Annotated in this window: 18 protein-coding genes; 8 read left to right on the top strand and 10 right to left on the bottom strand. The window is 70.5% G+C overall.

All coding sequences use genetic code 11. From position 1 onward, the window contains the following. The first annotated feature begins 135 nt into the window (after positions 1–135). Positions 136–1,011: a L,D-transpeptidase family protein gene (locus OG718_RS23015; protein WP_260695317.1), complete on the top strand. Its 876-nt coding sequence runs from the start codon at positions 136–138 to the stop codon at positions 1,009–1,011. A gap of 219 nt (positions 1,012–1,230) precedes the next feature. Here OG718_RS23015 and OG718_RS23020 read toward each other — a convergent pair whose 3' ends face one another. The 5 genes from OG718_RS23020 to OG718_RS23040 form a co-directional block, all read right to left on the bottom strand. Beyond that, positions 1,231–2,598 (bottom strand): hypothetical protein, encoded by a 1,368-nt coding sequence (locus OG718_RS23020; protein ID WP_143639294.1) that lies wholly within the window; start codon positions 2,596–2,598, stop codon positions 1,231–1,233. Continuing rightward, a complete protein-coding gene (locus OG718_RS23025) occupies positions 2,598–3,272 on the bottom strand; it encodes an RNA polymerase sigma factor (RefSeq protein ID WP_143639293.1) in 675 nt (224 codons plus the stop codon). The genes OG718_RS23020 and OG718_RS23025 overlap by 1 nt, the downstream gene beginning before the upstream one ends. 373 nt (positions 3,273–3,645) lie before the next feature. Further along, the gene (locus tag OG718_RS23030) at positions 3,646–4,386 is read right to left on the bottom strand and encodes a hypothetical protein (RefSeq protein WP_328845048.1); all 741 of its coding nucleotides are present in this window, start codon (positions 4,384–4,386) and stop codon (positions 3,646–3,648) included. 39 nt (positions 4,387–4,425) lie between these two features. Beyond that, a complete protein-coding gene (locus OG718_RS23035) occupies positions 4,426–5,043 on the bottom strand; it encodes an RNA polymerase sigma factor (protein WP_143639292.1) in 618 nt (205 codons plus the stop codon). A 105-nt stretch (positions 5,044–5,148) separates the two neighbouring features. Further along, complete coding sequence (locus OG718_RS23040) at positions 5,149–5,685, bottom strand: hypothetical protein (RefSeq protein WP_328845049.1); 537 nt, start codon at positions 5,683–5,685, stop codon at positions 5,149–5,151. 303 nt (positions 5,686–5,988) lie between these two features. Between OG718_RS23040 and OG718_RS23045 the strand changes: the two genes are divergently transcribed. Next, a complete protein-coding gene (locus tag OG718_RS23045) occupies positions 5,989–8,739 on the top strand; it encodes an FG-GAP-like repeat-containing protein (RefSeq protein ID WP_328845050.1) in 2,751 nt (916 codons plus the stop codon). A 308-nt stretch (positions 8,740–9,047) separates the two neighbouring features. On the opposite strand, the gene OG718_RS23050 is transcribed toward OG718_RS23045, so the two are convergent. The 3 genes from OG718_RS23050 to OG718_RS23060 form a co-directional block, all read right to left on the bottom strand. Then, entirely contained in the window at positions 9,048–9,638 is a 591-nt protein-coding gene (locus OG718_RS23050; protein WP_328845051.1) for a hypothetical protein, read from the bottom strand. A gap of 99 nt (positions 9,639–9,737) precedes the next feature. Beyond that, positions 9,738–10,256 carry a hypothetical protein gene (locus tag OG718_RS23055; protein ID WP_143639378.1) on the bottom strand — a complete coding sequence of 173 codons (519 nt, stop codon included), beginning with the start codon at positions 10,254–10,256 and terminating at the stop codon, positions 9,738–9,740. 196 nt (positions 10,257–10,452) lie between these two features. Beyond that, the gene (locus OG718_RS23060; protein WP_328847811.1) at positions 10,453–12,039 is read right to left on the bottom strand and encodes a beta-N-acetylhexosaminidase; all 1,587 of its coding nucleotides are present in this window, start codon (positions 12,037–12,039) and stop codon (positions 10,453–10,455) included. Positions 12,040–12,445: 406 nt separating this feature from the next. Between OG718_RS23060 and OG718_RS23065 the strand changes: the two genes are divergently transcribed. The 6 genes from OG718_RS23065 (at position 12,446) to OG718_RS23090 (ending at position 18,112) form a co-directional block, all read left to right on the top strand. Further along, a complete protein-coding gene (locus OG718_RS23065) occupies positions 12,446–12,970 on the top strand; it encodes a 2-oxo-4-hydroxy-4-carboxy-5-ureidoimidazoline decarboxylase (RefSeq protein ID WP_443055350.1) in 525 nt (174 codons plus the stop codon). Between the two features lie 374 nt (positions 12,971–13,344). Then, complete coding sequence (gene sdhC, locus OG718_RS23070) at positions 13,345–13,725, top strand: succinate dehydrogenase, cytochrome b556 subunit (RefSeq protein WP_079053671.1); 381 nt, start codon at positions 13,345–13,347, stop codon at positions 13,723–13,725. Positions 13,726–13,733: 8 nt separating this feature from the next. Next, on the top strand, positions 13,734–14,216 hold the full coding sequence (locus tag OG718_RS23075; RefSeq protein ID WP_328845052.1) for a succinate dehydrogenase hydrophobic membrane anchor subunit: 483 nt from the start codon (positions 13,734–13,736) through the stop codon (positions 14,214–14,216). 19 nt (positions 14,217–14,235) lie between these two features. Continuing rightward, on the top strand, positions 14,236–15,993 hold the full coding sequence (gene sdhA / locus OG718_RS23080) for a succinate dehydrogenase flavoprotein subunit (protein ID WP_328845053.1): 1,758 nt from the start codon (positions 14,236–14,238) through the stop codon (positions 15,991–15,993). Beyond that, positions 15,993–16,772, top strand: coding sequence for a succinate dehydrogenase iron-sulfur subunit (locus OG718_RS23085; RefSeq protein WP_328845054.1), 780 nt, complete (start codon positions 15,993–15,995; stop codon positions 16,770–16,772). Before sdhA ends, OG718_RS23085 begins: the two co-directional genes overlap by 1 nt. A 185-nt stretch (positions 16,773–16,957) precedes the next feature. After that, positions 16,958–18,112 (top strand): serine hydrolase domain-containing protein, encoded by a 1,155-nt coding sequence (locus OG718_RS23090; RefSeq protein ID WP_328845055.1) that lies wholly within the window; start codon positions 16,958–16,960, stop codon positions 18,110–18,112. Here OG718_RS23090 and OG718_RS23095 read toward each other — a convergent pair. Next, positions 18,099–20,573 carry a DUF4132 domain-containing protein gene (locus OG718_RS23095; RefSeq protein ID WP_328845056.1) on the bottom strand — a complete coding sequence of 825 codons (2,475 nt, stop codon included), beginning with the start codon at positions 20,571–20,573 and terminating at the stop codon, positions 18,099–18,101. The genes OG718_RS23090 and OG718_RS23095 overlap by 14 nt on opposite strands. Next, positions 20,573–20,965, bottom strand: a complete 393-nt coding sequence (locus OG718_RS23100; RefSeq protein WP_143639279.1) for a hypothetical protein — start codon at positions 20,963–20,965, stop codon at positions 20,573–20,575. Before OG718_RS23100 ends, OG718_RS23095 begins: the two co-directional genes overlap by 1 nt. Positions 20,966–21,066 lie beyond the last annotated feature (101 nt).

A 21,066-nucleotide genomic window follows, 5' to 3' on the forward strand; every position in this document is an offset into this window, starting at 1 on the left:
GATGTCTGCCTCCCACTGGACCGGGACGGGCCTCCGCCCTCAACAATGCCGCGTAGTTCGCAACCGGGCACGCGCGGGAAACATCTCAGGGGGCACGACGCACCACCGGGGGTCGGTGAGCAACGGGGGGTTCGGATGCGTATACCGGTCATGTGGCGAACAGGCGCGGTGGCGACGACGATGGCGGCGCTCGTCGCGGTGAGCGGATGCACCGTCCAGACCGTTGGCACGCCCGCCGAAGGGACGTCCGGCGGACAGACCCCCGCCGGGAAGACACCGGCCGGGAAGACACCGGCCGGTACGTCTCCCACACCCGGCGCTTCCCCGGACGACGCCAAGCCCTCGAAGCCGAAGCCCGCCGCGCCGCCGACGCCCGCCCCCAGGACCCTGTGGTCGAAGGGCGATCAGGGCAGGGACGTACGGGAACTGCAGGCCCGGCTGCGTCAGGTCCTCTGGCTCTTCGAGGGTCCGACAGGGACGTACGACGGCTCGACGGTCACCGCGGTGAAGGGCTTCCAGGGCAAGCGGGGCCTGCCGAAGACCGGGAAGACGGACACCGTGACATGGCAGCGGCTGCTGAAGATGACGCGCGAGCCCGGCAAGTGGGAGCTGTACGCGTCGGGCGGTCAGCCGGCCGCGACGCCCGACCCGCGCTGTATGACGGGCCGGGTGCTGTGCGTCAGCAAGACGAGCCGCACCCTGCGCTGGATGATCGACGGCCGCACGGTCTCGACGATGGACGTGCGCTTCGGCTCGCAGTACACGCCGACCCGGGAAGGTGTCTTCAACGTCTACTTCAAGTCGCGCCACCATGTGTCGACGATCTACGACTCACCCATGCCGTACGCGATGTTCTTCAGCGGTGGACAGGCGGTCCACTACTCCTCGGACTTCGCGGCGACGGGCTACTACGGAGCCTCGCACGGCTGCGTGAACGTACGGGACGAAGGGAAGATCGCGGCGCTGTTCTCCCAGGTGAGGAACGGCGACAAGGTCGTCGTCTACTGGTGAGGAACCCGCGGCGGGAAGAGTGCGTGGGCGCGGGCGGGACCGGGGGAACGTGTCCCGCCCGCGCCACTGTGCACTGAGCCGTGGGTACGGGGGGAACCCCGGCTCGTGCGACAGCCGATGACCAGTCGGCTCGCTTACTACTGCGTCAGGGCGGCTGAAAACGTCACACCCGGGCTATGGCAGCCGGGCAGTGGTGGGAAACCGCAGGTCGGGCGGCGGTCAGGAGGGTGACGAGAGCGCGGGGAGCGCCCGCGGGCTACGCGGGGCGGACTCCCTGGGATCCGCGGACCGGGGCTCGGGTCCCGCGGACCGGCCCTGGGCGGAGAGCGGGGAGGGGACGGCGGCCATGGGCCGAGTCGGGGTACCGGCATCGGGGGCGAGTGCCCGCGTCGATGCCTGAACGGGCGCCTTGGCCGGCGCCTCTGTGGGTGTCTTGGCCGGTGCCTGAAGCAGCGTCCGTACGGGGGTCGGAGTCCGCGTCGCCGAGGGCCGGACGGGGGCGAAGGCCGTGGGTTCGGCCGAGCCGGCGGCGAGGCTGACCGTGCCGCTGCCGCCCCGGAACACGCCCGCGCCTATGTGCGAGCCCTCGCCGTCCCCGTCGCCGTCGTCGTCGTTGTCCCTGCCGTCCCTGCCCTCGCGGTCGTTGTTCCAGCCCGAGCCGCCCCGGCCCGACTCACCCCTGCCCGACCCGTAGCCGCGCCGGCCGTCACCGGAGTCGCGGTCGTCCCAGTTCTTCAGGACGCCCTCGCAGTACTTCTTCACCTGCTCGGCGCCGCTCGCCGCGTCCTCCAGGCCGCGTCTGCGCTCCGAGTCGAGGTTCCTGCCGTCGCGGAAGTCGCGGCAGGCCGAGGCGAGCCAGCGCCACCCCCGGCCGGGCCGCCCCTCACGCCGGTCGTCGCCGGGATCGGGCCGTACGCCCGGGTCCGTACCGCCGCGCGCCTCTCCGGGCGGGACCGGACCCTTGCCGGTCGGGCCGCCCGCGCTGCCGTCGGGCCGCGGCTCGTCGGCCCCGCCGCCCGGCTTCTTCTCGGGGGACGGCGAGACGAGTGGGCGGTCCGGGGTGACGTCGACCGTCGCGGACGAGCCGGGTTCCGGTTCCTCTCCGCCGAACTGCAGGACACCGGAGGTCGCTGCCATGGCGGCCCCGCCGATCATCCCCGCGGCCAGCGCGGCGGCGAGTCCGTATCGCACCGGGCGGCCCCAGCGGGAGGGGACGCGCCGATGCGCGGCGGGGCGGCCGAGGTGGATCAGGCCCGCGTCGGAGGAGATCTGGGAAGCAGCGGAGGAAGCGGCGGAGGCCGAGGCCGCCGAGCGGGTACGTGTGCGCGGACCGAGGCTCGCCTGTTCGCCGTTCTTGCCGGTGCGTGCTTTGCGGAAGGCGGCCAACGCGGCGGCCTCACCGGGCAGTTCGGAGTCGGCAGGCGTGGCGTCGGCGGTCTGCATGCCCAGGGCATCGAGGGCGTCGAGCGCCTCGGTGAGCCGATCGGCCTGGTCGCGGTTGTCGGCGTCGACGGAGTCCAACGGCTCGCCGCGCAGCAGCCGCTCCGCCATATCGCGGTCCAGCCACCTGTACTGCTCGTCGGCCATCACATGTCCTTCTGCGTCCGCGAACGCGTATGCGTCACACCGGCGGACGTCACCGCGCGGGTACGCGGTTCTGCGTGTGGGGGTCTTTGTGGGGGTACGGAACTCAGGGATCCGGCCGATTCCGGATCCGCGCCGATCAGCTCCGCGAGCCGCTTCAGACCGCGGTGCGCGGCCGTGCGGACGGCGCCGGGCCGTTTGCCCAGGGTCTCGGCGGCGGTCTTCGCGTCGAGACCGACGACGACGCGCAGCACGACGGCCTCGGCCTGGTCCTGCGGGAGCTGGGCTATGAGGGAGAGCGCGCTGCCGGTGGCGAGGGCCTCGATGGCCTCACCGGCGGTGTCGGACTCGGCCGCCCTGCCGGTGAGCTCGGTCTCGTCGCCGCCTATCGCGGGGCGGCGGCCTCGCATGCGTATGTGGTCGAGGGCGCGGTTGCGGGCGATCCGGGCCGCCCAGCCGCGGAAGCGGTCGGCGTCGCCACTGAACCGTTCGAGGTCACGGGCGATCTGCAGCCAGGCCTCGGACGTGACGTCCTCCGCGTCCGGGTCACCGACCAGCGTCCGTACGTACCCCAGGAGCCGTGGATGCACGGCTCGGTACACAGTCCGGAACGCGGTCTCGTCTCCGTCCTGTGCCGCAAGCACCGCGGCGGTCAGCTCCGCGTCGTCCCCCAGCACCGCACTCCCTCATGCGCCTAAACCGGCGCCGCTCTCGCGGACGTGGTTGCTCACCATCGTGCTTGCTCAATTGATGGTTGCGGTCGTGGATCCTCTGTGGATTCAGGTCTGCCGCAGTCCGGCGCGAAAGGCACGTTACGGCGTGAAACCGTTCCCCGTCCATGTCCGTACAACATGCAACTATCGCGTTCCGGCGTGGGGTGTGACACAAAACGCACCTCCGACGCTGAAGCAAGTACGGGCCGCCGCGCGGCCCGTGCCGCGCGACGGCCGGGGCCTCTCCTGTGGGGGGTGGCGGCCCCGGTCGTTGCCATCGGCATGGTGAGGCTGGGCATTTATACCGCTTTTCACCCTTTTACGGGTCGCTTCTCGGTCAGCCGGCCTGACCCTTCGAGTTCTCCGTGCTCTCTGCGCTCTTCGCGTTCTTCGTGGCGCCCTTGCCGGGAGTCCTGGACGCCTTGGGCGATTTGCTCGGCCCGCCCTTGTCGGCGTTCCCCTTCTCCTTCTTCTTCTCCTTCTTCTCAGCCAGCTGCTCGGCGCAGTACGCCTCGACGTTCTCCTCACCGCCCGCGGCTTGTATCAGCCGCTGCCAGGCGGTCGAGTCGAGGGCCTTGCCGCGCTTCTTGACGGAGTCGTACGCGCGACAGCGGGCCTCGGTGTCCTGGGCGGCCGACGGACGGCCCGCACCACGGTCGGCCTGCGCGGGCGCGGACGGATTCGGCCCGGCGGTCGCCGAGCCGGTCGGAGCACTGCTCGCGGGCAGGGGCCCGCCCCGCTCGGCGCCCTCGTCCCGCGTTCCGCCGCCCACCGAGCCGATGGCCGCGACCGCCACCCCGCCGAGCGCCACGCTCGCCACCAACGCGACCAGGGTTGCCCGCACCGGCCGGCCGCCCCGCCGCTCTCGCTCCGGCCGCCAGTCGTCCCGCCGCCGGTTGCGCCCCGCCGCCCGGTGCGCCCCCTCGTCCCGCGCGGCCCGGAACGCGGCGAGCACCCGCCTCTCGGCTTCGGCATCGACCGCGTCGCCGCGCACGGCGGCGGCGAGCGACGCGCCGAGGTCGGGCGGGTTCCCGGCAGGGGGGTTCGGGGGGCCGTCGGGGTCGTGCTGTTCAGCCATGTCCGTATCCACCCTCGCCGGCCAAGGACTGCTTGCCGTTCATCTCGACTCCCCCAGCGTGCTGGGCCCGTCATCCGTCACACCCTCCGCGCCGAGCCGGCTCGCGAGGCGCTTCAGGCCCCGGTGCGCGGCGGTGCGTACCGCGCCGGGGCGTTTGCCGAGGACGCGCGCGGCGGCGGGGCCGTCGAGGCCGACGACGACTCGCAGCAGTACGGCCTCGGCCTGGTCACGCGGGAGACTCGAGACGAGTTCGAGCGCGTACTCCGTGGAGAGGGACTCCAGGGCCTGGTCGTGCGTGCTGTGCGGGCCGGGCAGGTCGAGCATGTCGTGTTCCAGCGCGGACGCCCGCGGCCGCACCTTCAGCCGCCGCAGATGGTCGAGGGCCCGGTGCCGGGCGATGGTCGCGGTCCAGCCTCGGAACCCCGCCCCGTCCCCGCGGAACCGCCCCAGGTCCCGGGCGATCTCCAGCCAGGCGTCCGACGCCACGTCCTCCGCCTCGTCGCCGACCAGCCCCCGCAGATACCCGAGCAGTCCGGGCTGCACGATCCGGTACGCGACGGCGAAGGCCGCCTCGTCCCCCTCCTGCGCCCGTTCGACGGCCGTGCCCAGCTCACCGTCGGACGTCCGCCCGCGGTGGGGTTCCCCTCCCTGGCCCAACAGTGTCCTCGTTCACGCCGAGTTCGTACCGGATCCGCACCGCCCGGCGCGGGTCGCCATGCCCGCGCGCCTCCAAGGTCATCAGCGTCGGACGGCACGGAAATGTCACAGCCCGTCAGACGGCCCGGCGGGCCCACGAGCGCCCCCACGACCGGCACCATGGCCGGCCCGATCACCGGCCCCGCCCGTCCCACCCGTCTCAGCGGGCCCGGGCTGTCCGGGCAACCCCGTCCGCGCCGCCCGCCCGTGCAGTTGCAGATAGAACGTCCGCAGCGACTCCCGCTCCCCCGCCTCGAACCGCTTCACGACCTTGCCCAGCGGATTCCAGAGCCGCCCGTCCGGCATCCGTACGCCCACCGGCTGGCCGAACAACTCCCGTCGGCCCTCGTCGAATTCGACCCACACCGCACCGGCCCGGCGGACGAGCACCTCTCCCGCGTACACCCCGAGCCCGAACAGCACGTGCCCCACGGCCGTGCGGTCCCGCCCGCTCTTGCGCAGCCCGTCGACGATGAAGTCGACCACCCGCAGGCTCGCGACCGAGTAGTCCAGCGGCAGCCGGCTGCGGGCCGTGACGTCCCGTACGAACTCCGCCGCGTGCCGCCGCATCCGCAGGTCGGCCGACAGCCTTGTCCTTTCCACCGTTTCCGCCCCCCTGGTTCACACATCTGCGCTCACACGTCCGCACTCACGCATCAGCGGTCGCGCATCCGCCTCTGGCAGACCAAGCGGGGCGGGCTCCCCGAACATCACACGTCACCACAGTGACAAGGGTCACGTGACAAGTCGGCGATACCCGTACAACCATCCGCCACTCTCGGACGTCTGCGCGAACATGAAGTGACGTACCCCACACCCTTGTTGGGTGATGTTTAACCTCGTCTTACCGCTGAATTAGAAAGCCACCCCAGTGACGGGTGGGTTTTTTGTGAGGATTTCCTAGGGGTGGGGTATTTGAGTCGCCGGACGACCCATGCGTACAAGCCGCTGAGTCTGAAGCGGAGGGCGTGGCTGACGATAGGGGCCGTGGTGCTGGGCGGGGCGGGCGCCGTGACGTACGCCGTCGCGAACCCGAGCACGGACCCGGCCGTGGACGCCGCGCGCAGCAAGCGGCCCGTGAAGGTGCACGAGCTCACGATGACGAGCGACGGCTCGGACCGGCGCGAGGTCGAGCGGACGAGCACCGAGCAGTTCTCGCTGCTCGGCGTCACCTGGACCGGCGCGAAGACCGAGCTGGACGGCACCGCCCAGGTACGCACCCGCGACCTGGCGACGGGCGAGTGGACCGGCTGGCAGAACCTGGATCTGGAGCCGCACCCGGTCGACAAGGCCGAGCCGGGCGCCAAGGATGCCCGTGGCGCCTCCGATCCGCTGTGGGTCGGCCCGAGCGACGGTGTCGAGGCGCGGGTCGTGGCGGCCGACGGTTCGTCGAGTTCGCCGCTGCCCAAGGGCCTTGAGGTCAGCCTGGTCGACCCGGGTGTGACCTCGGCCGAGGCGAAGAACAAGGCACTGGGCACGACGACCGGCACCTCCCTGGAGAACGCCGCCTTCGTCGCCGAGGACCCGACCGACTCCCCGACGCCGACCGACCCGGCCTCGGGCTCCCCGTCGCCGACGGACTCCACCGGCACGGAGCCCACGACCAGCGCCCCTGCGTCGCCCACCGAGAGCACGTCGGAGAGCCCGTCGGAGTCCGCTTCCCCGACCCCCGACCCGGTGCCGTCCCCGCCGCCGTCCACCGTGGCGCAGCCGACGATCGTCTCCCGTGCCCAGTGGGGCGCCGACGAGTCGACGGTCAAGGACCCGCCGGAGTACATCGACAAGGTCAGCGCGGTCTTCGTGCACCACACGGTCGGCACGAACGACTACAGCTGCGCGGAGTCCCCGGCGCTGGTGCGCGGCATCATGGCGTACCACGTGCAGAGCGAGGGGTGGAACGACCTCGGCTACAACTTCCTGGTCGACAAGTGCGGCCGGATCTTCGAGGGCCGCGGCGGCGGCATCGACCTGCCGGTGCGCGGCGCGCACACGTACGGCTTCAACGGCGACTCGGCGGGCGTCGCCGTCCTCGGTGACTTCGAGGGCGCTGCCGCCACCTCCACCACTCCGGCGAAGGCCGCGGGCAGGCCGAGCCGCGCCGCCCTGGAGTCCGTGGCGCGCGTCGCCGCGTGGAAGCTGGGCCAGTACGGGGGCAACCCGAGCGGCCAGGTCACACTGACCGCCGCCGCCGACACGGGTGTGTGGAAGGCGGGCGAGCAGGCCACGCTGAACACGATCTCCGGCCACCGCGACGGCTTCGCCACGGCGTGCCCCGGCAAGAACCTGTACTCGAAGCTGAGCGAGATCCGCCGGTACGCCTCCAGCCCCGGCAAGAACGCCGCGATCCCCACGGCCGACTTCAACCGGGACGGCATCAGCGACGCCGTCGCCGCCACGCCCAAGCAGGGCAGCGGCTGGCTCACGCTCGTGCCGGGCGGTGTCAACGGCCCCGTCTCCGCCTCGAAGGTGAAGCTCAACCAGGGCAGCGCCGGTGTTCCGGGTGCCGCCGAGTCCGGCGACCAGTGGGGCACGGCCACGGCCTGGGGCGACATCAACGCCGACGGCTACGCGGACCTCGCGATCGGCGCGCCCGGCGAGGACGACACGACCGGCCACGCGGACCGCGGCGCGGTGACGATCCTGTACGGCCCGAAGTTCGACACCGGTGCCGACACCATGGCGCTGGGCGACGACTACGAGCCGGCCGGCGCACGGTTCGGTGCGACGGTCGCGGTCGGCGACTTCAACGCCGACGGCAAGGCCGACGTCTTCACGGCGGCCACCGGCACGGGCGGCAACTGGGCGGCCCGCTTCAACGACGGCCACGAGGTCGCGGGCGACCTCACCACCGTCTCCGGCGCCCTCTCGTACGCGGATGCCGCGACCGGTGACTTCAACCGGGACGGCTACGCGGACGTGGCGCTCAACTACCGCGACGCGTCCGGAGTCGGCAAGGTCACCTGGTTCAAGGGCTCGAAGTCACTGGGCCTGTCGAAGGTTTCGACACTCTCCGTGAAGGGCGGGCGCTCCATCGCCGCGGGCGACGTGAACGGCAACGGCTACGACGACATCGTCATCGGCCAGCCGTACGCCACCGAGTCCGGAGCGATCTCCGGCGGCCAGGTCACCATGGTTCCGGGCACGTCGACCGGCTTCACCACGACCGGGATGACGAAGATCACCCAGGACACCGCGGGGGTCGCGGGCGCCAACGAGTCCGGCGACGCGCTGGGCACGTCGGTCTCCGTGGGCGACTTCAACGCCGACGGTTACGCGGACGTCCTGACCGGCGCCCCGAACGAGGACATCACCCGCACCACCAACCGCGCCAACGCGGGTGCGGTCTGGCTCTTCAAGGGTGCCTCCTCGGGCCTCACCGGCACCGGTTCGCTGTCCTACTCCCAGGACACGACGGGCATCCCCGGCTCCACGGAGAAGGACGACAAGCTGGGTTCGTCCGTCTCGCTGACGGACTTCTCCGGCCATGGCCGCGCCCATCTGCTGATCGGCGCGGAGGGCGAGGACGCGGGCAACGGCACGCTCCTGTACCTCCCGACCACGGCCTCGGGCGTCTCCGTCGCCAAGTCGGCCTACTACGGCGTAACCCAACTGACCACGCCAACAGCCGCCCGCCTGGGCCAGTTCCTGACCCCGTAGCCCCATCAACCGAGAGCCGGGGCCCACGTGTGTGGGTCCCGGCTTTTTTCGCCCCCGCCGCCCCTACCCATTCCCGTCACTACTCGGGGGCCAGCCCCCGAACCCCCGCTCCTCAAACGCCGGAGGGGCTAATTACTAGCCCGTCCGGCGTTTGAGGACGAGGCCGTTCAGGCCGATCCCCACCCACCCACGGTCAACCCACCCAGCCCGTCCGGCGTTTGAGTACGAGCGCGGCAGCGCGATGCGGGGGTCCGGGGGCGGCAGCCCCCAGGGACGGGACGGGTAGGGGCGGCGGGGGCGAGAAACTCTCAGACCCGCCCACGCGCCCGGCGCGAGACGACCGCGCGGAGCACGCGGCGGCCCTCCGTCGACAGGTCGAGCGCCTGACGCAGCCCGGCAGGACCATGGGCGGACAGCAACTCCAGGATGGCGACTTGGCGCCGCAGTTCGGCCGCGACGAGGGGCGACATGTCCTGCGTACGCCCCTCCCGCCGAGCCGTCACCGAGGACGCACCGTCGCTCGCGGCATCGAGGAGCCGGTGGATCTGAAGCGCCGCGACGGAACAGGCGTCCGCCCACTCACGAAGGTCCCCGGGATCGCGGTCCACCGGAACGGCACCGAGCATCCGGTGCGCGAGCACAACGGCCTCGCCCTCGGCGAACACCCCACCGCCCGGGACACCGGCACCGACACCGGGCATGTCGAGCTTGGCGCGCGCCTGCTCGACCCGCTCTCCCCAGTCCTCGCCCCACCCCTCGCTCTCGGCAAGGCTCGCCCACAACGGCCGCAGAATCTCGTCGTCACCGCCCAACAGCGGCACGCACCGGTCGAGACACGCCAGACCGCTCGCCGCAAGACCACGCTCGTCGGCCTGAGCGATCAGTTCCACCAGGCTCATCACGCCTCCCTCGGTGGGGCCGCCTCTGGTAACGGAGCCCGCACTTCCCCTTACTGCGTGCACTGTGGCCGGAACGTCACACTGCGAGTTGGCCGAAATCTACATGGGGACGACGCCCAGCCGGTCCAGAAATCGGAAGAAAAGCATCTCGGCCGACGGGTCGGCGTCGGCGGTGAGCACGTCGAGGAGGGGTTCCTCGGGCACGGGACGCCCGGACTCGGCGGCCCAGGCGACGGCCCGTCCGACGGCGTCGTGCGGTTCGAGGAAGAAGTCGTCGACGGCCAGCCCGTCCTCGTTGCCGCCGAGATACCCGGCCATCGCGTCCCTGTCCAGGCAGGTCGTCCAGGCACCGCTCTCGGGCGCGGCCGCCTCGACGACCACGCACTCACTGTCCATCACGTACCCAAAGAGCGCGGGCGCGCCCGTCTCCCCGGCCAGGTCGTTCATGTTGCCGACGTCACCCTTGGAGGGGTCGTCGGGAGCGTTCGGGTACTCCCACACCTGCCAGCCGTCGTCCGCCGTCTGGTGCAGTGTCAAGCCCGTCGCGCCCGACAGCGCCTCCAGTTCCGCGAGCGGCTGCTCGCTCCTGCCTACGACGAAATATCCCCAGTAGCCCATCCCGCTCCCCCGGTGTATCGGTTCGGCCAGCGTGAATACACCACACACGCACGGCAGTTCGCCACCGAAACGGGCAAGCCGCCGCAACTGCGCCACACCGGTGCGTGATCCAGGCCAGGCCTTTTCGTCCTGCATACCGCCACCTGGGTGTTGACGTCCACGCGACACGGCCGTCTCGTACGACTCACCCGTATCGTCAGCCCAGCTTCCCGGCGAGCCCCTTGAAGTCGGCCCACGACAACGCAGGCTTCCGCGGATCCCACAGCTTCTGTGTCAGCGCCCGCAGCGGCATCCGGATCCCCGCCGCCACCTGGTCCTGCGTCTGCGAGCCGGAGAGGTCGCACCAGACGGCGAAGTAGCCGCCGAGGATCTGGTCGTCGTACTCCCGCGGCACCGGCGTCGTCCCGCGCACGACGAGCGGGGTCCACTGCTCGTAGATGCGCTGCCCGGTCGGGTAGACGAAGGCGTTGGGCTGCCCGAGCACGTAGTACAGGTACTCGTCGTTGTAGTTGATGACCTCGCGCCCGGCCCGCAGATACTCGGCCGGCTGCCGCGCGCCGATCTCCTTGCCCGTCCAGTACGCGACCTGGATGTCGTCGTCGGCCTGCACGGCGCCCCCGGGGAAGAACCCGTCGTTCCAGGCCCGCGGGGTCCGGTCGTGCCCGCGCACCACCTTGGCCCGGTCGTTGAGCCACCCGGTCGCGAGGTCCGCGATCCCGGCGCCCGAGCCGTACTTGTCCTTCGCTGCGGCGGCCAGCTGCGGATACGAGGCCGCCGGGTTGGACACCGTCAGCGCCCGGTACTCGTCGGCGCCGAGATGCCAGTAGCGCCCGGGGAAGAGGCCCGCGTACTCGTTCAGCAGGTCGTCCACGATCTTCGCGGACGCGGGCTTGGAGATGTCGAGCGAGCCCCGCGAGACGACGCCCTGCGCGTTGCGGAGCTGGAGGTCCGGGTGAGCGTCGAGCACCGCGCCCAGGTGGCCGGGCGAGTCGATCTCCGGCACGACGGTGATGTGCCGGCTCGCCGCGAGGTCGAGGATGCGCCGCACCTCCGCCTTCGACAGATGCTGCTTCGACACGACCTCGGGATGCGAGTCGGAGGCGATCCGGAAGCCCTGGTCGTCGGAGAAGTGCAGCCCGAGCTGGTTGTACTTCAGGTCCCCCAGCTCACGGATCCGGTCCTCGATCCATCCGGCCGTGAAGTGCTTGCGCGCGATGTCCAGCATGAACCCGCGCTGCGGCTTGGCCGGCGAGTCCCGTACGACTCCCTCGGGTGCCGTGCCGCCCGCGCGCACCTCCTGCTTGAGCGTGCGCGTCCCGTAGAAGACGCCCGCCTCGGCCGTCCCGCTGATCCGCACCCGCCCGTCCTTCACGGTCAGCGTGTACGACTCGGCGTTCGCGTCCTCGTCGGTGAGGCCCAGCTCCACGTCGCCGGCCCGCGCTCCGCCGGAGCCCGCGTAGGCCAGGCCCAGTTCCCCGGCGAGCAGCCGCCCCTCGTCCGCGAGCGCGTCGTCGCCCACGACGACCCGCCCGCCCTTCCCGGGACGCCAGCCGGGCCCGCGCGCCGGGGTGTGCTCCCTCACGGCCGGAATGGTCCGAGGAGTCTTCGACAGCGGATACGTCCGACTGGGTGACGGAGTGGGCGAATGGGACGGTGTCGGCGCCAGGGCGGTTCTCCCGCCGGAGGGCCGCTGGGACGAGGGAGCGCCGGAGTCACCGCTCGGCCAGAGCCCGACGGTCAGCGCGGCACCCGCCGCGACCGCCACACCCGCACCGACCAGCAGAGTCCTCCTGCCGCCCGGCACGGACCGCGAAGCCCTGCGCCCACGCCCGTTCACCACAGACCACTCACCCTCCTGCGATCACTCCCGTACCTGTACCTTCACTGTGAACCTAGGCCCCGTCACCCGGGGCCGCCGTCCACCGCCCGTTCTTAAACTCTCTCTTACGGGTGATATTCGGGCATCCGTCGGACAGGTCGCGTCACACCTCGATAGCGTGATGACACATCTCTCACTTGACCCCCTGCCGAACCACGCGTGGCGCACATCCGAGCGTCACCGAACCGCCGAGGAACCCACGCTGCCCGCGCACCGTCCTTCCCGCCTCCCCGGCCAGGCCGTCGCCATTCCGGAACCCTCCGAACCGACCGACCCGTCGGGGCCCTCGGAGCCTTCGGGGCCTTCGGAACTGCCGGGGCAGACCCGCTCGGCGCCGGATCCCGCCGGACCCCGTCCCACCGGCCTGGACGGGTTCAACGCCATGCCCGCCGACGAGGCCGAGCGCGCCCTCCTCGTCTGCTGCGGCAGCCACCACTGGGCCCGCCGTGTCGCCGCCCACCGCCCGTACCCCGACCTGGACGCCCTGCTGGCCGCGGCCGACGAGGCGGCGTACGACCTGACACCCGGCGATCTCGCCGAGGCCCTGGCCTGCGAATCCCTCACGCTCCTGCCGGAAGGCGCGTACTCCGCGGCCCACACCGCCCTGAGCGCCGCCCACGCCGCCTACGAGAGCCGTTTCGGCCACGTCTTCGTCATCTGCCTCGACGACACGACCCCCGAGGAGTCCCTCGACCAGGTCCTGGCCGGAATCCGATCACGATTGACAAACGATCCCGACGAGGAACGAATCCAGACGGCAGAAGAACTACGCCGCCTGGCAAGAGGCCGCCTCACGAGGTCCTTCAGACCCGCGGGAAACTGCGCCGTCTCCTAGGCCCGGGCACCGCCACAACCCCTTAGGGGCGCGGGGACTGCGCAGTCTCTGGGGCAGGAGAACGGCGCAGTCCTTTTTGGGGGCGCGGGGAACGGCGCAGTCTTCAGGGGCGCGGGGAACGGCGCGACAAGCCAAAACGCACCCGCACCCGGCAAACCGCACAAACCCCCACCCCCGTAGCCGCCCCCGCACCACCTACGGAGTAGCCCGTCCGTGTCCCATATGACTGCCGGTTCGATCACATCGGTAGGCCCGCCGTAATCGTTCCGACAACACGTCGCTACGATGGCCAGGGCCGGTGGACCGTACCCGGCCGGGCCCGTCCGACACAGAAGCCGGCGCGGCCCCAATCCCCGCTCCCGGAGGGTTCTTCCGTGCCGGCTGGAACGCTGTACCGCGGCCGGGAAGGAATGTGGTCATGGGTGGCTCATCGAGTCACCGGCGTCCTCATCTTCTTCTTCCTGTTCGTACACGTGCTGGACACCGCTCTTGTCCGTGTCTCCCCCGAGGACTACGACAAGGTCGTAGCCACCTACAAGACGCCCATCGTCGCGCTGCTGGAGTACGGCCTCGTCGCCGCCATCCTCTTCCACGCGCTCAACGGCCTGCGTGTGATCGCCGTCGACTTCTGGTCGAAGGGCCCGCGCTACCAGAAGCAGATGCTCTGGACCGTGGTCGGCATCTGGGTCGTGCTGATGGTCGGGGCTCTGTACCCCGTACTCGGCCACGCCGCTCGTGAAGTCTTCGGGAGCTGACGCCAACAATGTCCACCACTGAGAAGACCGCCGCCGGCATCGGCCCCGTCGAGGGCGCGTCCCTCTACAGCGTCGACAACCCGGCGCCCCTGATCGAGGCCCCGCGCAAGCGGACGAAGAAGACCCCGAAGTCCACCCGTGGCAACTTCGAGATGGCCGCATGGCTCTTCATGCGTCTGTCCGGCATCGTCCTCGTCGTCCTCGTCATCGGCCACCTGCTGATCCAGCTCGTCCTCGACGGCGGCGTATCCAAGATCGGCTTCGCCTTCGTGGCGGGCCGCTGGGCGTCCCCGTTCTGGCAGACGTGGGACCTGCTGATGCTGTGGCTGGCGATGCTGCACGGCACCAACGGCCTGCGCACGGTCATCAACGACTACGCGGAGCGCGCGAACACCCGGCTGTGGCTCAAGGGCCTGCTCTACACGGCCACGGTGTTCACCATCCTGCTGGGCACGCTGGTGATCTTCACCTTCGACCCGAACATCCGCTAGATCCGGGGCTACGAGACTCATGAAGATCCACAAGTACGACACAGTCATCGTCGGCGCAGGCGGCGCCGGCATGCGCGCCGCGATCGAAGCGACGAAGCGCAGCCGTACCGCCGTGCTCACGAAGCTCTACCCCACCCGCTCCCACACGGGCGCCGCGCAGGGCGGCATGGCCGCCGCGCTGGCCAACGTGGAGGAGGACAACTGGGAGTGGCACACCTTCGACACGGTCAAGGGCGGTGACTACCTGGTCGACCAGGACGCCGCCGAGATCCTGGCGAAGGAGGCCATCGACGCGGTCCTCGACCTGGAGAAGATGGGCCTGCCGTTCAACCGCACCCCGAACGGCACCATCGACCAGCGCCGCTTCGGCGGTCACAGCCGCAACCACGGCGAGGCCCCGGTCCGCCGGTCCTGCTACGCGGCCGACCGCACCGGCCACATGATCCTCCAGACGCTGTACCAGAACTGCGTGAAGGAGGGCGTGGAGTTCTTCAACGAGTTCTACGTCCTCGACCAGCTCATCACCGAGATCGACGGCGTCAAGCACTCGGCCGGTGTCGTCGCGTACGAACTGGCGACCGGTGAGATCCACGTCTTCCAGGCGAAGGCCGTGATCTACGCGTCCGGCGGCACCGGCAAGTTCTTCAAGGTGACGTCGAACGCGCACACGCTGACGGGTGACGGCCAGGCGGCGGTCTACCGTCGCGGCCTGCCGCTGGAGGACATGGAGTTCTTCCAGTTCCACCCGACCGGCATCTGGCGCATGGGCATCCTGCTGACGGAGGGCGCCCGCGGTGAGGGCGGCATCCTCCGCAACAAGGACGGCGAGCGCTTCATGGAGAAGTACGCGCCGGTGATGAAGGACCTCGCGTCCCGCGACGTCGTGTCCCGCTCCATCTACACGGAGATCCGTGAGGGCCGCGGCTGCGGTCCCGAGGCCGACCACGTCTACCTCGACCTCACGCACCTCCCGCCGGAGCAGCTGGACGCCAAGCTGCCCGACATCACGGAGTTCGCGCGTACGTACCTGGGCATCGAGCCGTACACGGACCCGATCCCGATCCAGCCCACCGCGCACTACGCGATGGGCGGCATCCCGACGAACGTCGAGGGTGAGGTCCTGTCGGACAACACCACGGTCGTCCCGGGCCTGTACGCGGCCGGCGAGGTCGCCTGCGTGTCCGTCCACGGCGCGAACCGCCTGGGCACGAACTCCCTCCTGGACATCAACGTGTTCGGGCGCCGCTCGGGCATCGCCGCGGCGGAGTACTCCTCGAAGGTGGCCTCGCACGTCGAGCTGCCCGAGGACCCGGCCTCGCAGGTCGTCGAGCAGATCGAGCGGCTGCGGTCGTCCACGGGCAACGAGCGCGTGGCGGACATCCGCCGCGAGCTGCAGGAGTGCATGGACGCCAACGTCATGGTGTTCCGCACCGAGCAGACGATCAAGACGGCCGTGGAGAAGATCGCGGAGCTGCGCGAGCGCTACCGGAACGTCTCGATCCAGGACAAGGGCAAGCGGTTCAACACCGACCTGCTGGAGGCCGTCGAGCTCGGCAACCTCCTGGACCTGGCCGAGGTCATGGCGGTCTCCGCCCTCGCCCGCAAGGAGTCCCGCGGCGGTCACTACCGCGAGGACTACCCGAACCGCGACGACGTCAACTTCATGCGCCACACCATGGCGTACCGCGAGGTCGGCGACGACGGCACCGAGTCCATCCGTCTCGACTACAAGCCGGTCGTCCAGACCCGCTACCAGCCGATGGAGCGTAAGTACTGATGGCTACCCCCACCCTGGACAAGGCGGACAGCGCCGGCGCGCCGGAGGCCGGCTTCGCCGACACCCCGTACATCACCGCCACGTTCCGCATCCGCCGCTTCAACCCCGAGGTCTCGGCGGAGGCGGTCTGGGAAGACTTCCAGCTGGAGATCGACCCGAAGGAGCGTGTCCTCGACGCGCTGCACAAGATCAAGTGGGACATGGACGGCACGCTGACGTTCCGCCGGTCCTGCGCGCACGGCATCTGCGGCTCGGACGCGATGCGGATCAACGGCAGGAACCGCCTCGCCTGCAAGACGCTGATCAAGGACCTCAGCCCCGAGAAGCCGATCACGGTCGAGCCCATCAAGGGCCTGACGGTCCTGAAGGACCTGGTCGTGGACATGGAGCCGTTCTTCCAGGCGTACCGCGACGTCATGCCCTTCCTCATCACGAAGGACACGAACGAGCCGACCCGGGAACGCCTCCAGACGGCGGAGGACCGCGAGCGCTTCGACGACACGACGAAGTGCATCCTCTGCGCGGCCTGCACCTCCTCGTGCCCGGTCTTCTGGAACGACGGCCAGTACTTCGGCCCGGCCGCGATCGTCAACGCGCACCGTTTCATCTTCGATTCGCGTGACGAGGCGGGCGAGCAGCGCCTGGAGATCCTGAACGACAAGGACGGCGTCTGGCGCTGCCGCACCACGTTCAACTGCACGGACGCCTGCCCCCGAGGCATCGAGGTAACCAAGGCGATCCAGGAAGTGAAGAGGGCGCTGATCACGCGCCGCTTCTGACCTCCACGGTCGTACGTTGACGAAGGCCCTGCCACTCCGGAGTTCCGGGGGCGGGGCCTTCGTCGTGGACAGGCGTGCGCGTCCTGTGGCCGGCAGAAGCCGGGGGGCGGCTCAGGGTGAGGTCAGGGGCGTGTCCGGGATCTTCCCGATGGAAGCGGGGGAAGGGCGGCGCAAAGCTGGTGTGCATGGCGAACTTACGTGGACACAAGAGGCGTTGGAGGGCGGTGGCGGCCGCCGGAGTGGTGGCGGCCGTGCTGGTGGTGGGGACCGTGCCTGCGGTGGCCGCGGGGCCCGGGCACGGTGTGGACCGCAGTGATCGGGGGCTCGGCGAGAGTGACCGGGGGCTCGACAAGGAGGCGCTGCGGGCCTCCCTCGCCGGGCTGCCCGATGAGAACGTGACGGGTGGGCTGATCCGGATGTCCGGGACGGACGGCCGCTGGACGGGTACGGCCGGTCCGTCCGTGCCATCCTCCGACGCGCACTTCAGGATCGGCAGTGTCACGAAGATCTTCACGTCGACCGTGCTGCTGCAACTGGCCGCCGAGGGACGGCTGACTCTGGACGACACGGTGCAGGAGTTGATGCCGGGTCTTCTGCCGGCCGGCTACTACCCCGTCGCCGTGGGCCAGTTGCTCAGCCACACCAGCGGCCTGCAGATCATGACCTGTGCCACGGAGGACATGTCACCGCGCGAGGCCGTGGACGCGTCCCTGGCCTGCGGAGAACCGACGGAACCGGGCAAGGTCACGCGGTACAACGGCATCAACTACTTCATCGCGGGCCTCATCATCGAGCAGGTGACAGGTCACACGTACGGCTCCGAAGTCCGTGCGCGGATACTGAAGCCGCTCCGGCTTCGCGACACGTACGTCCCCGCCCTGGACGACTGGTCGATCCCGGCCCCCTACACACGCGGCCTGGTGGCGGTGCCGGGCTCCGGCGGGCTCAAGGACGTGAGCGTCCAGAATCCGTTCGGCTGGGCGGAAGGGGGCATGATCTCCAACGCACCCGATCTGGCCCGCTTCTTCACGGCCCTGTACCGCGGCCGCCTCCTCCCGCCTGCCCAGCAGAAAGATCTGTTCCGGATGCCCGCTGCGGCGTCCGGTGACACGCAGTTCAGCTACGGCGGGCTCCAGCGCACCGAGTTCCCCGACGGCACGGTCGTCTGGGGCAAGAGCGGGCACGTACCCGGCTACACGAGCGGCACCTTCGCCACCCGCGACCTCCGCCGTCTCCTCGTCTACGCCCTCAACCCGACGGACCGGACCCCGGAACTGCCGTACGTCATGCGGATAGCGGGGGCGGCGTTCGACGTCCCAGTACCGGCTACAGCTGGCTGAGGATCGTCGGGTCCGTGATCTCCGTGTCCTTGGCCAGCATCATCGCCTTGCTGAGGATGACAGCGAGGGTTCGGTCTCCCTCGTACGGCAAGTAGCCGGTCTGGGGAGACGCCGGCGCGGACTTCGGGACTATGCACAGGTACTGGTCGTTCGGGGTCATCAGGATGTTGCCCGAGCCGAGGTGGATCTTGTACGTGTGGCGCTCGCCCTTCACGTGCAGGAAGCGGCCCTCCAGGGTGCAGCGGTCGGCTATCGCGAGCCGGGGGATCAGGCGGTCGAGGAGGGCCCGGCGGGTCTCGGCACTCTGGCTCAGCTCGCCGAAGCTGTACCCCGACCAGTACTCCTGGAAGCGGCCGCCGGGGCCGCCGTCCTGCCAGGTCGGGTCGTTGCCGACGCTCGCGACGCCCACGAACAGGTCGACGTCGCGCAGGACTTCGGAGAGGACCAGGGGTGGAATGTCGGCGAGGGCCAACGGCTCGACCGGGTCCTGCCCGTCCCGCAGCCACATGCTGTACTCGCCGCCGTAGCAGTGCGCCGAGTTCTCCGGGGCGTCCATCGGGTAGAAGCGGACCTGGTCGGTGCGCAGTCGCAGGTAACTGCCGGATTCCGTGGTGTCCTCGCCGTACTCCTCGCCGTCGCCCTCGATCCAGTACTCGGCGCGCAGGCCCCACTGGGACAGCTCCCGGCTGGCCGGCGGAGCCGAGTCGTCGACGCACAGCCGGAGCTTGTTGCGCCACCCCCTGATCGCGGCCAGCGAGTTGAACTGGTGCTGCCGCAGCACGTGCGCCGCGAAACGGTTCGAGTACGTGCCCGTGGCGCGCTCGGCGTCGGTGAGCAGGTACACCTCGCGGTGGGCCTGCTTGAACGGCTGGGTGATCTCGTGCCGCTCCAGCCAGTCGCGCCAGGCGACGACCTCGGCGGGTTCGCGTCCCACCGGGTGCCAGAGCCCGACCTCCGAACCTGTGGCCACCGGGTCGTCGGTGAGCGTACGCAGCTCGCCGTCGGCGAAACCGACCGGTCTGCCGTCGACCGTCCACACGAGGCGCCGGGCGAGGGTGCCGACCAGTGGGTGGTCGACGTAGCGCTCGCGCCAGGCGTCGTACGCCCAGGTTCGCCGAGCCAGGAACTGGCGGTCGAGCCGCTCCGCCTGCGCCGAGAGCATCTTGTCGATGTCCTTGGCGGCGGCCTTGAGCTCCTTGAGGTCGTCGGCGTGATCCCGCTTCACCGCGGCGGGCACGCTCTTGACCTCCTTGCCGGCCGCGTTGCGCCAGCTGAGCACGGACTTGGAGCCATGGACCTCGATGAGGGCGGTGACGTCCCCGAACCGGTGCAGGGCACGCCCCACCTCGGTGAGCCCGTACGCCGGGACGGCGAGCTCCTCGATCTCCTCGCGGCTCAGGCCGAGAGCGGTGGCCCGCGCCTCCAACGCGCCGTCGAGCAGCTTCGCCGTGTTCTTGTACGTCACCCGCGTGGCCAGGCGGGCCAGTTCGGCGAGGGCTGCCTCGCTGTCGACGCGGGAGAGCGCGATGACGCCCGCGTTGGCGACCTTCGGGTTGCGCGGGCCGATCCCGGCGACCTTCTTGAGGGAGGTCTCGACGAGCGCGCCCAGCGCCCGGGCCGTGTCCGGGTGCGGCGGAAGGAGGGACAGGAGCCAGGCGAGTCCGCGCAGGGCGTTGGCGTTGTAGGGGTCGTAGGCGTTGTTGATGTCCGGGTCGTACGTCTGGCGTTCCAGCGGGATGGTCCGCGGGCGGCCGACGAGGGCGAGCCAGGACAGGGCGGTCTCCCTGACCCGGTCCGGGCCGATGGTGTCGATGAGGGCCTGCGCCTGCTTGTCCCACTTGGCGCTGGGCTTGGAGGCGGTGGCCGTGAGCGCGTGGACGAGCAGGTCGTGCCAGGGGTCGTCGTCCGAGCCGGTGAGCTGTTCCATGGCGTGATCGGCCCACGCCTCGCCGACGTTGAGGACAGGGGTGGTGAGCTTCTTGACCAACTCCACGAGGTGCTCCGCGCGGTAGGCGACCAGGGCCGTACGACGGAGGACGGCCACGACGGGGGGTGCGAGCTGTCTGCCGGTCGCGAGCTCCGCCTCCGCCAGGAGGTCGAGACGCGTGGCGTGCCAGAAGGAGTGCCGGGCACCGAGCGATTCGAGCTCCGCCAGCCGCTCGGTGGGGAGGAAGAAGTCGTCGGGCAGGTCACGGGCGATGATGCCGAGCAGCGTCAGCACCCTCTGCCGGGCCTCCGGCTCCGAGCCGAGCGAGTCGAAGCGTTCGACGAGCGCGTGGGCGAGCCGGCGACGCTCCTCCATGGGCAGGCTGCGCAGGATGTCGAAGATCTCGGCCCAGTCTCCGCCCCAGAAGCCGTGGTTGGCGACGGCGGCCTTCAGCGTCTCGTCGGCGAGTCTGCCCATGTTCCCCGCGGCGATCTGGTTGCTGATCTTCTGCCTGTGCGATCGCATCGACGTCATCAGCCACCCACCAGCGCGACGAGCTTCAGGAACGTGACCTCGGTGCCGAGCGCCAGCTCGATCTCCTCGTCGAGGTCGGTGACCTGCCGGTCCCCCACCAGCACCAGGAAGCCGTTCCCCGCGAAGGCCCTGAGCGCCAGGGCCGTCTGGGCCTCGGGGTCTATCCGCCGGGGCGTCCGCAACGCGTACCCGTTCAGCACGCGCTCGGTGTCCTTGGGCTGCACCAGTCCCTGGAACACCTCCGGCGTACGCGCGTTGAACTCGGCGACCTCCTGAAAGACCCGCCGACGGATCAACTCGCGCAGCGCGAGCCGCTCCTCGGCGATCTCCAGACCCCAGCCCGCACCGCGGTCCCCGCTTGTCGTCTCGTCGACGAACGTCACCATTCCCATGCCGTCGACAGTACGAGGCACCACTGACAATCAGTCACCGCGGGGGAGAAACAGGCGGCGGGGCCCCGGTTCCGGAGCCCCGCCGCAGTGGGGGCCGTACC

This window comes from Streptomyces sp. NBC_00258 (genome assembly GCF_036182465.1).
Taxonomy (GTDB): Bacteria; Actinomycetota; Actinomycetes; order Streptomycetales; family Streptomycetaceae; genus Streptomyces.